At 42.7% G+C, this 13,694-nt stretch carries 15 protein-coding genes and 1 riboswitch; of the genes, 1 reads left to right on the forward strand and 14 read right to left on the reverse strand.

Annotated elements, in window-relative coordinates; all coding sequences use genetic code 11:
* Window positions 1-228 precede the first annotated feature (228 nt).
* Entirely contained in the window at window positions 229-1,392 is a 1,164-nt protein-coding gene (locus ADU22_RS18405) for a YecA/YgfB family protein (protein WP_053364651.1), read from the reverse strand.
* A 47-nt stretch (window positions 1,393-1,439) separates the two neighbouring features.
* Complete coding sequence (locus ADU22_RS18410; protein ID WP_053363468.1) at window positions 1,440-2,225, reverse strand: inositol monophosphatase family protein; 786 nt, start codon at window positions 2,223-2,225, stop codon at window positions 1,440-1,442.
* Window positions 2,226-2,474: 249 nt separating this feature from the next.
* Between ADU22_RS18410 and ADU22_RS18415 the strand changes: the two genes are divergently transcribed.
* Window positions 2,475-2,966, forward strand: a complete 492-nt coding sequence (locus ADU22_RS18415; protein ID WP_053363469.1) for a hypothetical protein — start codon at window positions 2,475-2,477, stop codon at window positions 2,964-2,966.
* Window positions 2,967-3,069: 103 nt separating this feature from the next.
* Here ADU22_RS18415 and ADU22_RS18420 read toward each other — a convergent pair whose 3' ends face one another.
* From ADU22_RS18420 to ADU22_RS18480, 12 genes are all read right to left on the reverse strand, one after another.
* Entirely contained in the window at window positions 3,070-4,338 is a 1,269-nt protein-coding gene (locus tag ADU22_RS18420) for a mechanosensitive ion channel family protein (protein WP_053363470.1), read from the reverse strand.
* A gap of 94 nt (window positions 4,339-4,432) precedes the next feature.
* Window positions 4,433-5,014 carry a thermonuclease family protein gene (locus tag ADU22_RS18425; protein ID WP_053363471.1) on the reverse strand — a complete coding sequence of 194 codons (582 nt, stop codon included), beginning with the start codon at window positions 5,012-5,014 and terminating at the stop codon, window positions 4,433-4,435.
* A gap of 224 nt (window positions 5,015-5,238) precedes the next feature.
* The gene (locus ADU22_RS18430) at window positions 5,239-5,760 is read right to left on the reverse strand and encodes a phosphatase PAP2 family protein (protein WP_053363472.1); all 522 of its coding nucleotides are present in this window, start codon (window positions 5,758-5,760) and stop codon (window positions 5,239-5,241) included.
* A gap of 148 nt (window positions 5,761-5,908) precedes the next feature.
* Complete coding sequence (locus ADU22_RS18435; protein ID WP_053364652.1) at window positions 5,909-6,826, reverse strand: ketopantoate reductase family protein; 918 nt, start codon at window positions 6,824-6,826, stop codon at window positions 5,909-5,911.
* A gap of 605 nt (window positions 6,827-7,431) precedes the next feature.
* Window positions 7,432-7,571, reverse strand: a riboswitch (cyclic di-AMP (ydaO/yuaA leader).
* Between the two features lie 55 nt (window positions 7,572-7,626).
* Entirely contained in the window at window positions 7,627-7,809 is a 183-nt protein-coding gene (locus tag ADU22_RS18440) for a hypothetical protein (protein ID WP_053363473.1), read from the reverse strand.
* A 292-nt stretch (window positions 7,810-8,101) separates the two neighbouring features.
* The gene (locus tag ADU22_RS18445) at window positions 8,102-8,383 is read right to left on the reverse strand and encodes a hypothetical protein (protein ID WP_053363474.1); all 282 of its coding nucleotides are present in this window, start codon (window positions 8,381-8,383) and stop codon (window positions 8,102-8,104) included.
* A 103-nt stretch (window positions 8,384-8,486) separates the two neighbouring features.
* Window positions 8,487-8,786: a TIGR04104 family putative zinc finger protein gene (locus ADU22_RS18450; RefSeq protein ID WP_053363475.1), complete on the reverse strand. Its 300-nt coding sequence runs from the start codon at window positions 8,784-8,786 to the stop codon at window positions 8,487-8,489.
* Between the two features lie 559 nt (window positions 8,787-9,345).
* The gene (locus ADU22_RS18460) at window positions 9,346-10,374 is read right to left on the reverse strand and encodes an ABC transporter permease (protein ID WP_053363477.1); all 1,029 of its coding nucleotides are present in this window, start codon (window positions 10,372-10,374) and stop codon (window positions 9,346-9,348) included.
* Entirely contained in the window at window positions 10,371-11,102 is a 732-nt protein-coding gene (locus ADU22_RS18465) for an ABC transporter ATP-binding protein (RefSeq protein ID WP_053363478.1), read from the reverse strand. Before ADU22_RS18465 ends, ADU22_RS18460 begins: the two co-directional genes overlap by 4 nt.
* Before the next feature lie 446 nt (window positions 11,103-11,548).
* Entirely contained in the window at window positions 11,549-11,998 is a 450-nt protein-coding gene (locus ADU22_RS18470; RefSeq protein WP_053363479.1) for a GNAT family N-acetyltransferase, read from the reverse strand.
* 93 nt (window positions 11,999-12,091) lie between these two features.
* A complete protein-coding gene (locus tag ADU22_RS18475; RefSeq protein ID WP_053363480.1) occupies window positions 12,092-12,385 on the reverse strand; it encodes an antibiotic biosynthesis monooxygenase family protein in 294 nt (97 codons plus the stop codon).
* A 102-nt stretch (window positions 12,386-12,487) separates the two neighbouring features.
* Window positions 12,488-13,693 (reverse strand): MFS transporter, encoded by a 1,206-nt coding sequence (locus ADU22_RS18480; protein ID WP_069188014.1) that lies wholly within the window; start codon window positions 13,691-13,693, stop codon window positions 12,488-12,490.
* Window position 13,694: the final 1 nt, after the last annotated feature.

Raw genomic sequence — 13,694 nt, forward strand, 5'->3', positions numbered from 1 at the left:
CCACCAACTAACACGGCTTCGGGACAGCGTGCCTGTCCCTTTGTCCTTCCAAAAATAATAGCAGCACCCATTTCGTAAGTGGGTGCTGCTAAATATCCTTATAATCTAAATAGCCATGGGGTACCTCTGGATTGATAGTTGCTTCCGTGGGCATTTCTTTGGTTGGATACTCTTTGGCATCGGGGGTTGTTAACATCTCTGCCGCAATTGTAGTCTTCTTCTATAGTCTCATTTCCCGCAGCATTTTTTATATTTCTTCCCGCTTCCACAAGGGCATGGGTCATTTCGTCCAACTTTCTTTTCGTTACGAACCGGAGTATTTGGAAGGATGCTCCCCTCCTGGCTCACTTTCCGATAATGCATTTCTTCATCCATGGCGGCTTTTCTCCACAACTCCATATCCGGATGTTTCATGCCTAAAATGGAAAAATAGCCATATGCCGTCGGTTCGATATCAACCAGGTTTGAAAATAATCCCTGTTCCATATGGTCGCTGATTTCAGGCAAAGCTTCTGCAGATAACTGATGGCAAAGCGCCTCGGTAATAAGGTCTTGTCCATCATAGACTGTTGTATTTCGATACGCTTTCCTTAATGCCGCAACGGCCAGGTCAGATTTGATATTTTCAATGACTGAAGTGGCAAAAATGATGGATTCTTCTTTCTTTAAATACGGACTCACTTCCTGTACAACCTCGTCCGATTGGAAGCTTATTAACGCTGCCGCTGTCTCTTCCAGCAAGACATCCTCATCCCGATCCAATAAGCTTGCCAGTACGGGAATATACTTGTCCAATTTTAATAAACCAATCATATAAACGTGTAAAATTCCGTTATAAGAAAACCATCTTTCTTTTAATTGCTTCTGCATCACGTTGTCGATTTCCTTTGCCGTGATCCAGCCGTTTTTCACGATGCAAGCTGCCAGCTTCTTTGCTCTCCTGTATGGACCCTGAGTATGGTACTGTTCTCGTTCAAGAGCGTTCAGTGCTAGTCCATATTCACTATAAACCTCTTCCTCTGTTCCATTTACCAACAGTTCGTACAAAGACCATGTATCTTTTGATATGTACGGTTCCAGCTGTTCCTTATATTGCAGGGCGAGTTCCGGTTCCAGCTTGTTCAACAACCTTATCGCTAAATGAACAAAAGACCTGTCCATCCCTGGAATCTGTTCCAGAAGGATCTGTAATGATTCCTCGCTTAAGGACTGGTTATCAATATACATTAGAATCGGGCCTAAGGATTCTTTATGTGAAAAAGCTCTTTTCAACAGCTCATTTGTCCATTCATTCGGCAAAAAAGGATAATCGTGAATGGCCTGCAGCACCGTTTGTTGTATCAAAAATTCATCGCTGAATAAATGTGGTTTAATTTTTTCCAAAAAAGTCATGTTGTCAACCCTTCCCTTTAGATCAAGGGGACGGTTCTGCTGCTTCATTATTTTGAGGCAGCGGAACCGTCCCCCTGCTTGATTTCTCCGAGGAGGTGCTCCAGTCCATTCACGGCCTGTTTTTGGCCAAATATGGTGTATGGACCTGCACCGCCTTTTATTCCGCCGGCTTCAGTGATGAGCAGTTCGCCTGCAGCTACATCGTAATATTCCGGATTTGTGTAAATCGCGGCATCAAGCCGACCTGCTGCAATGTAGGATAGTGTCACGGCAGCCGTGCCAATAATGCGCACCCGATAGACATCATTCACAATCTTTCCGAGCGTGTCAAGCCGCTGGACATTCGTGTCTTTATTGCCGTCTTTGGCAAAATCGCTGTGTGAAATGAAGGATTCCGCTAGGCTGGCATCACGCACTGAAACACGCTCACCATCCTTATAGGTCCCGCCGCCTTTTGAGGCCCAATATACTTCGTTCAGCCCCGGCAAAGAAATCACGGCAACAACCGGTTCATTTTTATAGGTCAATGCAATGGATACTCCGTACAAAGGAACACCCATGCTGTAATTGATCGTTCCGTCAATTGGATCGATTACCCATTCAAAGTCACTTTGGCCGCCTACGGCCCCGGCTTCTTCACTGAAGATCCTGTGGTCGGGATACTTCGTCGTAATCCGGTCAATGATCAGCGCCTCCACCTTCAGATCCATTTCCGTAACAAAGTCCTTTGCCGCCTTCAATGTCTCCCCGCCCGCCTTGCCGGCAAACGGCTTGATAAACTCCCCCGCTTCTTTCCCCAGGTCTATCGCAAATGATAGATAATCTTGATACATTTTCTCCTCGTCCTTCCGTGTGAATTCCTTTTTACCTCATTTTATCATAGCACTAACCTTTTATTTTAAGCTGCCTTTCGTATTGCAGCTATTGGTAGTTGCATTATGATGGGTCCCACCGAGATTCAATACATAACTATATGTGTACATTTATTAGGCACCAACAATGTCATTTATGTATTTACCTACATAGGGTACACAAAGTAATTCCTTTAAAATACTATCTGTGTCAACCGATGGAGGTATTGTATGACAAATTTTTATTCTTTTCATGGGACTGTCACTTCGATTCGTGACTTTATTACGGGTCAAGCTGGTGTGAGAGAAGGCTGTTATAAATTAATTTCTGTAGAAAACGGATTGGGAGCTGTAGTAAATTTTGTGGTGTCACCGGCCACTTACTTTGTAGACCATGTTATGTTATCAGTTGGAGATCGGGTGACTGGATATTATGACGGAGATGCACCTGCCCTTTTAATTTACCCTCCACAATACCGCGCACTTGCTATGGTTAAAGATAGCCCGTATCAGAATGTAAAAGTGGATTATTTCAATAGTCAGTTGGTAAGCAGTGATGGACGATTGCGGTTGGATATAACTCCATTCACTAAAGTGTTGTTAACCAATGGGCAAGCATTTTCAAGAAATCCAGCGAACCGGGATTTGATTGTGATCTATGGATCTGCCACAAAAAGTATCCCCGCTCAAACCACCCCCTATAGAATAATCGTTTTGTGTTAAGGGGTCTTAATGGGAATTCTTGTTTGTACAAATGAGAATGTGTTAGCCATTAAATAAACAAAAACCGGCTGTGAATGACACATAGCCGGTTTTGTTTTTTATTTTAGTAGCTTCTTTCCCCAACAAGGGCTTTTTTGTCCGATTCCTCTGCCATGACTCTTAAATCTGCCCCGGATGGATTCTGGAATACTCTGAGTCCAAACTCCGGCGCAACGGCAAATAGATGGTCAAAGATATCGGATTGCACGGTTTCATACACGGCCCACTCGACGGAATTGGTAAAGGCATAAATTTCGATTGGCAGCCCGTGTTCACTTGGTTCCAGCTGTCTGACCATTGAGGTCATATTCTTGTGGATGCCCTCGTGATTTTTGAGATAATTGCTGATATACGCCCTGAAAACACCGATATTGGTAAGGGCCCTGCCATTCACCGGATTGTCCCTATTGATTTGATTTTTGGCATTGTACTCCTCAATTTCCTTTTCCTTTTGAATAATGTAGTCGGAAAGGTAATGAACCTTGATAAATTTCTCAATCATTTCCTCGGTGCAAAACTTGATGGAGCTTGTATCAATGTACAAGGAGCGCTTGAGTCGACGGCCGCCCGAGCTTTGCATTCCCCTCCAGTTGATAAAGGAATCGGAAATAAGGGCATAGCTTGGGATCATCGTAATTGTTTTATCAAAATTTTGGACCTGTACGGTATTTAAAGAAATATCGATGACATCCCCGTCTGCTCCGTATTTTGGCATCTCGATCCAGTCACCAACGCGGACCATATCATTAGCGGTTAACTGGATCCCCGCCACTAGTCCTAATAATGAATCCTTAAATACCAGCATTAAAACAGCCGAGAGGGCACCGATACCGCTTAAGAGGATAAGAGGACTTTCCCCAATCAGATTCGAAATCATTAAAATGATCCCGATCGTCATGAAAATGATGTTAATTACCTGGATATATCCTTTAATAGGCTTTACCTTTGAAATCTCAAAAGTTTTATAAATATCATTTATTGCATTTAGTAAACTTTGAATAAACACTAACCCGACAATAATGATATAGGTAACGGCCAATTTCTCAATGACACTTTGATAGTTTGGAAAGGTTGAAGCAAACGAATAAATAATGATCGCCGGAACGATATGGGACAGCTTTCGAAAAACTTGCCTATCAAGGAGCATTTTACCCCAGGTGACCTTGGAATTCGTCACAACACGAGTAATAATCCTGATTACGATTCTCTTTGAGATAAAGTTTGCTATGATACAGAGAAGTCCTATTAGCAAAACCTTGATGGTGGCCGCAAGATATTTTACTACAATAGGGTCCAATTCCATATCCAGAAGCATGTTGTTAATGAATTGCATTAGTTCGCCTCCGTTTTAATTTGCATCATAAGCAACTTTAAGGGTAAAGCATGGAACTGTCAATCCTACTTTTTTAACATTCATCCCTTGTACATTAAATCTGTAAAGATGTGGAATTCTTCATGGCAAATCCCCACAGGCCAGCTTTAATCCTGCGTGCTTCGCGGGCAAATTGCCGAAAATAGGAGTAGTACAGAACATCAGGCGGAAAGGTGGAAAGTTCGGCATATCCATTTAAAATTAAATGGGCATTGAACATTTTCCTCCGGATTTCGGTTTCCAAATTTTGTTCCCAAGGCAGCTCCAGCCACACATACCGGAGGAGCCTTCCATACCGGTCATGTTCCGATACGTCTCTTTGCAGCCAGATGGCCTTGCCTGTCAGTTTTTCCTCTGTAAAGTCTTTCGCTTCCTTCCCGAATGTTTCCATTTTATAGGTGGATTCAGGGGTGTTGACACCAATGAGCCGCACCCTTTCCCGGCTGGTCAGTTCAATCGTGTCCCCATCGATTGCACGCCGGACGATTGCGGTTTGAAAAGACGGCAGCTCCATCGGCTTTCTCAAAGGATGATAATTTAGGCTTTCCTTCGTCCAGGGATGTGCGGGGTCGCCTGGCCGAGGACTTCCTGGGAAACCCGTTTTAGAAGTCGTGTTAAAAACATTGTGTTCTGGCATGATTCCATTCTCCCCCTTAGCCGAACTTCTTGTCTTCATCTTTTATATATAGAAATTTTAATCTGGAGGACGGGATCCATCACAGGGACGGATCAAAAAAGACCGCTGGTGCTGGACACACCACGCGGTCGGGCATTAGAGGATAGGTAGACAAACTCAAGCGGGGACAGTGGTTAACGGCATATTGCAACTGGGACATGAGGCAGAAGAACCGTCCCCATGCTCTAAATCAAGAGGACCGAACATACTCCTGCCAGGGTTCCAAGGATCACCCCGACGAAGACATCGGAGGGGTAATGCAATCCAAGGAAAATTCTCGATACTCCAACTAAAAAGGCAACCGGAAGTAGCAGTGCGCCGAGCAGCGGCAGCTGGATCACAACTGGAGTGACAATCGAAAATATAGCGGTTGTATGCCCGGAAGGAAAGGAATGGTCACTAAGTGGGTTATCACTCACTTTCGTTTCACTTAACACAAGGTATGGCCGCTTCCGGGGATAGCATTTCTTCATAATCGCGACGGGAAGATGACTGGCAGCAAGTGCGGCCGCCATTTGCAGCCCAAGCTGATGCGTGTATAAAAGCGAGGACAGAAGTACGCAAAGAGTGACTCCAATCGTAAATCTTGCTCCTCCTGCATGCGTGTAAAAGTGAAAAAAGGAATTCCACCTTTTACGGTCATAATGATGGTTGATCAAGTAAAACAAATGACATTCAAGCTGATACAGGTCTACTCCCCTTTTCAATCTCTTCACCTCGTCATGTTTTTATCCTCATTATATAATTCAAATACTTAGAGCATATTAAGCCGATGTAAAGAATGCAGGGGAGTTTCGAAAAGGGCTTATTGACAATAAAAAAGCTCATTTCATGCCGAATGAGCTTTTTTTGTGATTAATAGCTTGCTTCCATGGATTTTATTTTTTCATATAGCTCCTGATTGACGGGTGTGGCGATGCCATGTTTCTCCCCTAATTTTAAGACGGTGCCAGCGAATAGCTCTACTTCACTATGGCGCTTTGCATCCACATCCTGTGCCATCGATGGCTTCCCTTCCGGACTCAGGGTATCGAGGACGTCCAGCCAGTAATGGATGTCAGCTTCCGTTAAATGAATTCCCTCTTTTTCAGATAAAAGCATAACTTCTCTCATCGCGGCAATCATCATTTCCCTTGCCGGACCTTCCCGATGGATATCACCGTAATAGCCTTGGTAAACCGCGACCGTTTGATTGACTCCAACGTTCAGCATAAATTTGCTCCATAATTTCCGGTACATGTCCGGGACAATTTCGTAGGGCACGTTCACTTGATCAAAGAATGCGGCAACTCCCTTCACCTGATCCGTTGGGGCACCAGGCTCCCTGTMACCAAAGCAGAGCATTCCCATATTCTCATATGTTAGCTGATTCCCGGCTTTGACAGCATCCATTCCCTGGGCGACACAATAGAGGACCTTGTCCATTCCGTAAACCTCGCCAATGACGGCCTCGCTTGTGATTCCATTTAAAGCTGACAGCATTACTGTATGTTCGCCAACATGATTTTTTACAGAGGTGACGGCCTCTTTCAAGCCATCATATTTAACGGTAAAAAGAATTAGATCCGCTGGTTCACACGGTGTTTCAGGGGTTATGTACGTGAACTCGCAGCGCTCTCCATTGCAATAGATGCCTTCTGTTTCATACCGCTTGATCCTTTCCTCGTCCGCAATGATGCGCAGATTGGCCTTTGGCATATGCTTGGATAGATGGTGCGCGTATAAAATGCCCAATGCACCCAATCCGATGATTGAAACTGTTTTGATCTCCATGCTCCTTCTTCTCCCTTTGACACTTTTCTTCCATTCTAACATAAAGGGAAGATTTCCTTCAGGGAGTAGGTTGCTTGTCTAGTGAAACGGGAGAATCTGCACTCCAATAATTGCCGTTGGCGCAATTTTTTTGCACTTGCCACTCTTTTTTTGCGCTAATAGAGGCTGTTAGCGCAGTTTTACTTCACTTGCCGCTCACTTTTTGCACCAATAAGGGCTGTTAGCGCAATTTCCCTTCTCTTGCTTCTCGCTTTTTGCGCCAATAAGGGCTGTTAGCGCAATTTTCCTTCTCTTGTCTCTCGCTTTTTACGTCAATAAGGGCTGTTGGCGCAATTTTCTTTCTCTTGCCGCTCACTTTTTGCGCCAATAAGGGCTGTTAGCGCAATTTCCCTTCTCTTGCTTCTCGCTTTTTGCGCCAATAAGGGCTGTTAGCGCAATTATCACCCTCTTCCCTCCAGCTTTTTGCGCCAATCCTTCCAGTCCAGCTGTTCTCCTAAGATTTCGTCCACACAATATAATAATCTCCTGAAATAAAAAAAGTGTCTGCAAGTTCATTTTATTAAATGAATTGCAGACACACTTTCCATGGATGCCATAAGCTCCACCTTCCTTCTCTATAACGCTTACGAGGTTAGCTGTCGGATTCGGGCCATGAGTAGCCCTACCTTTACAAAAGGATTCACCCCTTGGATTTTTTAGGTCCAGATGGTTCCCCCGCACTCTATGGTTTCGGCGATTTAGAAATTTGGAAACTTTATTATGGTTGGTAGTAAGTAAGTGAAAAAAAGGATTTTCTCTTTTTAAGAAACTTTTGCGTTTACGTACGCTTCTTCGATTTCTTTTGAATCAAAGTCGTTATAGTAAATAACCTCGCTAAGGACTTTGTTTCCTTTTAGTTTCTTGAAAGATTCTTTTGCCTCTTCTTGATTATCGAATTCAAACATATGAATATCGTTTTCTTCATACACACTAATTACCCACATAAATGTTCCCTCGCTTTGTTCATTTTTTCACATAATTATCCAATAACTGCGCTGATCGTTTCCAAATTGACGTATAAGCCGGTTTGTCCTCTCCCCTTCCTATCAATCAATAAGCATGAGGAGCAAAGGATGTTCTGCCTATCAATGTTCCTCACATATAACATTGTAACCCATTTTTGACTTTTGTTCATTAAAACTTTGTGACAACTATATCACAATAAATGCCAAAAGAGTTCCTTCCGGATGTGCAGGGAACTCTTATAGGGCGGATAGTAAGATTGCTTCTTTTACATTAACTTATATTTTTGAGCCATGTAAGCATGCGGACAATCTGAAAAGGTTCAAACCAAGTGATGATTGCCAGTACAACGAAGAAAGAAATGATCGATAAGAACTTTAAATTCCCTTTTTCCTGTTTAGCAATAGCTGCAAAACTCAAGACCACTCCAACTAAAAGAGAAACTAGGCCTAAAAGGACAATGGGCTCATAAAATATCCCCGTCATCCAATTGACTCCATATAGGATTATTCCTATGAGGATCAGGCTAATAGATCCTATACTGTATTTTTTCATCCTTTCACCCCCCAATGGTAATTTTACCATTTTATAGGATTGCGTGGATGTCATTTTTTCCCTGACACATTGACAAATGACACAGGTGAACCCTCCCCCTGCTCTACCACAGGGCTTCTTCTTTGCTTGTTAATTCAAGATAAAAGGGATACAGGCTGAAGTTCAGGATGCCGGCTGTTACCAAAAGGCTTAGGGCCGCTGTGGTGGGGACATCAAAGAGAATCGGAAGCAAAAGGCATAGCGGCGGAATGAAATTTAGGCCAGCGCTTCTTTTTCTTGTTTTGGCTGTTATAAATTGTTTAGCCCCACAGTGAGGGCAGTCCAACCCTATATCAAGGCTAAATGATTTTTTCATCGTTTGTTTCCAGGTCCACTTCCTGTTGCAGCTGCTGCAGGTTGGCATAATGGATTCCTTCCTTTCATTTATAAAAAACTCCAAACAAATCTAGCAGCCTATTGTTTCATTTTTTTTCGAAACAATCCTCGCACACGAAACTGCCTTCATTTCTTAAGTAAGCTGTGATTTCCGTCATCCCTTTATAGCTTGGGTACCGCATTTTAACGTAGACAACGTCATTGCCTTTGATTTCTTTGCTGCAAACATGACACTTTGGTTTCTCTCCGAACACTGCCTTCTCCTCCATTGCGTTTTTTTGGCTTTAATTGGAATACGAGTTAGTAGATAAAAAGTTTCTTAAAAGTAAATGATTCTATTCATCAGATGGAGTTCCGTTTTTCGGATTCTGATTCAATTGTGGTCCTCCATTCGCCTGATGGAGGACCTTTTTCAGATTCTGTTTCACTTTTGGTCCTCCATTCACCCGATGGAGGACCGTTTTTCGGATTCTGATTCAATTGTGGTCCTCCATTCACCTGATGGAGGACCATTTTCCCTTTCCAGTCTTATAGGTACTTAAACGGCTCCAGGATCCCAAAATTGATGCAGGAGAACCGTCCTCGCTCTACAGTTTCCTGAATTTCTTCAATGCTTGTGTGTTCAGTAGGTACAGGAGGAAGGAATATAAGATTAACCCAAGGAGATAACCCCAGATTTGGAGGAAGCCATCACCGTATACCATGACGCCTTTAATTGCTGCTGCCCCGTAATAAATGGGCATGATGTAGGACAAGTTTCCGAGATGATAAGGTATCAGGTCCAAAGGAATCAGTCCGGAAAAAAAGACTTGTGGAATGATGGTAAACGGAATCATTTGGACCACTTGCAGTTCTGAACTGGCAAAAACGGAAATGGCCGCACCAAATGAAACGGCTGTCACTGCTAACAAAACCATCGTGAGCAAGACCCACCCTATGTTTCCCTCGGAGCTTAATTTCAGCACAAAGATGGAATAAAGAACGATGAGGATGGCTTGGATGACGGCAAAAACCCCAAATCCTGCCGTGTAGCCAAGAATGACCTCTCCGCGTTTAATCGGCGTCATCAATAACCGTTCCAATGTACCGCCGCTCCGCTCTCTCACAAGAGCCATCCCCGAAATGATAAACACCAGGAAGAACGAGAATAAGGCAAGGAACACATAGCCAAGGGAATCAAACGTGGACTGGTCCTGTGTCCCGTACACATAGGATAGATCCACTTTTGCAGCAGGATTTAAGGAAGTCATGGCTGCTTGAATTTCCCTGACAGCCTTCGATCCTTTAGTGGAAGGTTCGTACAAGGTAATCGTCATACCCGAATTTTGAGAAAAGCTGATAATCGCGTCAACCTGTTGGTGATCCTTCAGATATTCTTTGGCATGTTGGGCATCATCGCCTGTTACCTCCATCACATTCAATTCCTGCTCTTCCAATGCAGAAACGAGAGGACCTGGTACCGCATTCTTGTCGATTCCAACTGTTGAAACATAATCGGAATCTCCCAATAAAAAATAGACCAATGTCAAGATTAAGAGTGGAGCAGCAAAGATCATCATCACACTTCGTTTGTCGTTTATCGTTTGAATGATGACGCGTTTGGCTAAATGGATCATTGTTCAGCACCACCCATTGATTGACTTGAAGCCATGAAAAATAGCTCCTCTACCCGTCCATTTTGCGTTTTTTGAAGCAGATTTGCCACCGAATCATATTCAATCAATGTGCCGTTATAAATGAGGGCGGCCTTATCACACTCTGTAACTTCATCCATCACATGCGTGGAAACAATGATGGTTGTCCCAGCATTTTTAATATCCTGGAATTGCTCCCAAATTTTGCGCCGCAGAACCGGGTCGATGCCTGCTGTTGGTTCATCCAGAAACAGGATTTCCGGGGAGTGCAAAATCGCAGCTGCAAGCGAAAGCCGCTTTTTCATGCCGCCAGAGAAGTTCTTCACCAGCTTCTTCTCATGCTCTTTTAAATCCACCATGGCAAGCACTTCATCGATTCGCTTCTCCAATTTGCCTTTTTCCATATGGTAAAGCCCGCCAAAGAACCGCAAATTGGCTTCTGCTGACAAATCGTCATACAGCGCGTCATTCTGGGGCATGAATCCTATCTTTTCCAGCATGTTCATGTTAGGCATTTGCACGCCGCCAATTTCAATCCTCCCCTGATCTGCAGGAATGGCGCCAATCATCAGGCGGATCAAGGTTGTTTTACCCGAACCGGAAGGGCCAAGCAAACAACAAATTTCTCCCGCCGGAATCGCAAACGAGACATCTTTTATGACTTGCTTTTGAACAAAGCTTTTACTGACATTCGTGACTACGATATCCATCATGATTCCCCCTAACTCGTTTTAATGCGAGTACTCGGTTTAAACGCTGAATCAACGTTAATTTAATTCTATTACTAGCATTAAATTCGCTCCTATAAACCTAGTACGCGCATTATCTCTTCGCCTACCAGCAATAAATCTCCACTTACCAGCATTATATTACTCCTAACCAGCATTAAATGAATTTTTATTACGAGTACTCGTATTATCTGATACGCCGCCAGGTATGCCAATGAAGAAAATCACACTAAATCCAAGGGGTATTGGCAAAAATAGCTTCTTTTAGATGTATGGTTGACTCAAATCGAATAAGGAGTGCTCGTTTCTGATAATGAAACCTCTCCCAATTCCTCTAAATGTTCTTTTTAACCATGCCAAGTTGGGCCCCAACGATAGTGAAGCTGGAACAGCTGTGCAGGTTCCCCCCCTTTACTTCAATAAGACAATTACCTTTTCTTTTCAAAAAAGGTTAAGGATAGTTTTTCATTTATAATGACTTCTTTCATGTTTCGAAATCCATTTTTTTCATATAAACTCACTGCTGGAATATTTTTAGAACCTGTCGCTACTTTTATTGTTTCAACCGTGAACTTACTTTCTATGAAATTTAAAAGCAGCTGGGCAATTCCTTTTCTGAAATGGTTTGGATGTACAATTAATCTATGTATATCAACATATTCATCATCTGCTTTTAAAGATATTACTCCGGATAATTCTTCATTTACATAATAACCAAAGAAAGTCTCTCCGCAATGTTGCAAAGTATAAATGGTATCCTTTAGTGCTGGTATTTCATAAGAACCAATTATTTCCGCCTCTACTTTATAGGCTGGTAATTGAATCTTTAAAACAGCTTCAGCGTTTTTGCTATTGCGAATGTCGATTTTTCTAATCAAGTAAACCCCTCATCCTGTTTTTCGTATTAGTTTTTTCCGTAAACAAATACAATTAATCAAGCTCGCCCCTGCAGAATCTTCGAGGCGGTACAATTAAAGCTGAACTTTTTCAAAATGTTCAACGATTGGGAATGGGTAATAAAAATGATGCAGTAGCTTTTTCCATTCCTGATATTCCTGGGATTCTCTAAATCCAACTGTATGGGCTTCTAAAGATTCCCATTGAACCAGCAATAAGTATTTCCCCTCAACTTCCAAACATCGTTGCAATTCGTGGGATATGTACCCTTTCATCGAAGAGATAATTTTTGATGCAGCACGAAATGCTTCTTCATATTCTATTTCCTTGCCTTCCTTAACTTGCAGCATTACTGCTTCCAGGATCATTTTTTTCCTCCTTTTTTATCAAAGCATTGTTACCTGTCCAGAAACATTTTTTTACCAAGATAAATGCCCACTTATTTAAGAAGCACCACATGGATCATGGGTTTAAAATGACCGATTTTCCACTCTAACTTCATGGCGTTTATATTTTACCATGGATACGATGCCGAGAATCGGTCCGATTGCTAAACAAGCAAATACCCATTCCCAGCCAATAATCCTTTGAATAATCGGGATCAGGTTTATCGAAAATATGGTGATGAGGAAACCAATGCACATTTGAAAAGTCAAGGCTGTTCCCACATATTCCACTTCTGCAACTTCGGAAACGGCGGCGGAGAACTGGGCAGAATCCGAGATGACAGACATTCCCCAAATAATAGCAAGAAGAAGGGTTAACCAAATCGATTGGCCGAAAGTAAAACCAATCAAAACACAGCAAATAGCACTGATTAACATAGAGATAATCGTTAGGTTGGCTCTTCCGATTTTATCAGAAACCAGGCCACCAACTACACAGCCAATTCCCCCTGCAATTCCTATTGTCACAAAAGAGGACAATGCAATGAACCAAGGAGATATCCCTGGTGAATAGCTTGAAAAACTTGCGGTCAAAAAAATCGGAATCCAAGTCCACATCGCATACAATTCCCACATATGGCCAAAATAGCCGTAGTTCGCAAGCATGACTGGTTTATTACAAACGACCTTTTTTATTAATTTAAAAGAGAAAGGTTGTTTTTTTGTTGCTTCCGGAGAATCTTCTAAAACCCAATTCACAATGATAGCAGCCAGCAGGGCCAATATTGAACTGCAAATAATCACTAATTTCCAATTTAAAGATGAAAAAAAGATAACAATAAAGTGTGGCAAAGAGGAGCCTAAAGTTAATGCGGCAATTAAGATTCCAATTGCAAGCCCGCGCTTTTTCGGAAACCATTGTGATAAAATTTTTACAGCTGTCGGGTAGACACCAGCAAGTGCCGCACCAGTTAAGACCCTAAGCAGGATACCGAAAAAAGCATGTTCAACCAGTATAAGTGAGACATTCACTAGGGCGCCCAGGAACGCTGAAAGTGCAAGAACCCTTCGGGGATTAAAACGATCCGCAATCCCCAAATAGGAACTGATTAATGCACCTATGACAAAACCCATTGGAACAGAAGCAGACAGCCAGGCTTCCGAGTCGGAGCTAACATTCCAAGCCTGAATTAGTTCGGGAGCTATAACCGAAGCACTGAACCATAAGCTTAATGCGCATAATTCAGCCAATCCGATCCACAGTAACGCCCGCCATGAACCTTGAATCATA

This window comes from Bacillus sp. FJAT-27251, assembly GCF_001273925.1.
Taxonomy (GTDB): Bacteria; Bacillota; Bacilli; order Bacillales; family Cytobacillaceae; genus Mesobacillus_B.

What these genes read in the sequence shown, in the direction of transcription:
- ADU22_RS18405 (WP_053364651.1), bottom strand. Translation starts at nt 1,392, where the DNA reads ATGACTTTTTTGGAAAAAATTAAACCACATTTATTCAGCGATGAATTT.
- ADU22_RS18410 (WP_053363468.1), bottom strand. Translation starts at nt 2,225, where the DNA reads ATGTATCAAGATTATCTATCATTTGCGATAGACCTGGGGAAAGAAGCG.
- ADU22_RS18415 (WP_053363469.1), top strand. Translation starts at nt 2,475, where the DNA reads ATGACAAATTTTTATTCTTTTCATGGGACTGTCACTTCGATTCGTGAC.
- ADU22_RS18420 (WP_053363470.1), bottom strand. Translation starts at nt 4,338, where the DNA reads ATGCAATTCATTAACAACATGCTTCTGGATATGGAATTGGACCCTATT.
- ADU22_RS18425 (WP_053363471.1), bottom strand. Translation starts at nt 5,014, where the DNA reads ATGCCAGAACACAATGTTTTTAACACGACTTCTAAAACGGGTTTCCCA.
- ADU22_RS18440 (WP_053363473.1), bottom strand. Translation starts at nt 7,809, where the DNA reads ATGTGGGTAATTAGTGTGTATGAAGAAAACGATATTCATATGTTTGAA.
- ADU22_RS18445 (WP_053363474.1), bottom strand. Translation starts at nt 8,383, where the DNA reads ATGAAAAAATACAGTATAGGATCTATTAGCCTGATCCTCATAGGAATA.
- ADU22_RS18450 (WP_053363475.1), bottom strand. Translation starts at nt 8,786, where the DNA reads ATGCCAACCTGCAGCAGCTGCAACAGGAAGTGGACCTGGAAACAAACG.
- ADU22_RS18460 (WP_053363477.1), bottom strand. Translation starts at nt 10,374, where the DNA reads ATGATCCATTTAGCCAAACGCGTCATCATTCAAACGATAAACGACAAA.
- ADU22_RS18465 (WP_053363478.1), bottom strand. Translation starts at nt 11,102, where the DNA reads ATGGATATCGTAGTCACGAATGTCAGTAAAAGCTTTGTTCAAAAGCAA.
- ADU22_RS18475 (WP_053363480.1), bottom strand. Translation starts at nt 12,385, where the DNA reads ATGATCCTGGAAGCAGTAATGCTGCAAGTTAAGGAAGGCAAGGAAATA.
- ADU22_RS18480 (WP_069188014.1), bottom strand. Translation starts at nt 13,693, where the DNA reads ATGATTCAAGGTTCATGGCGGGCGTTACTGTGGATCGGATTGGCTGAA.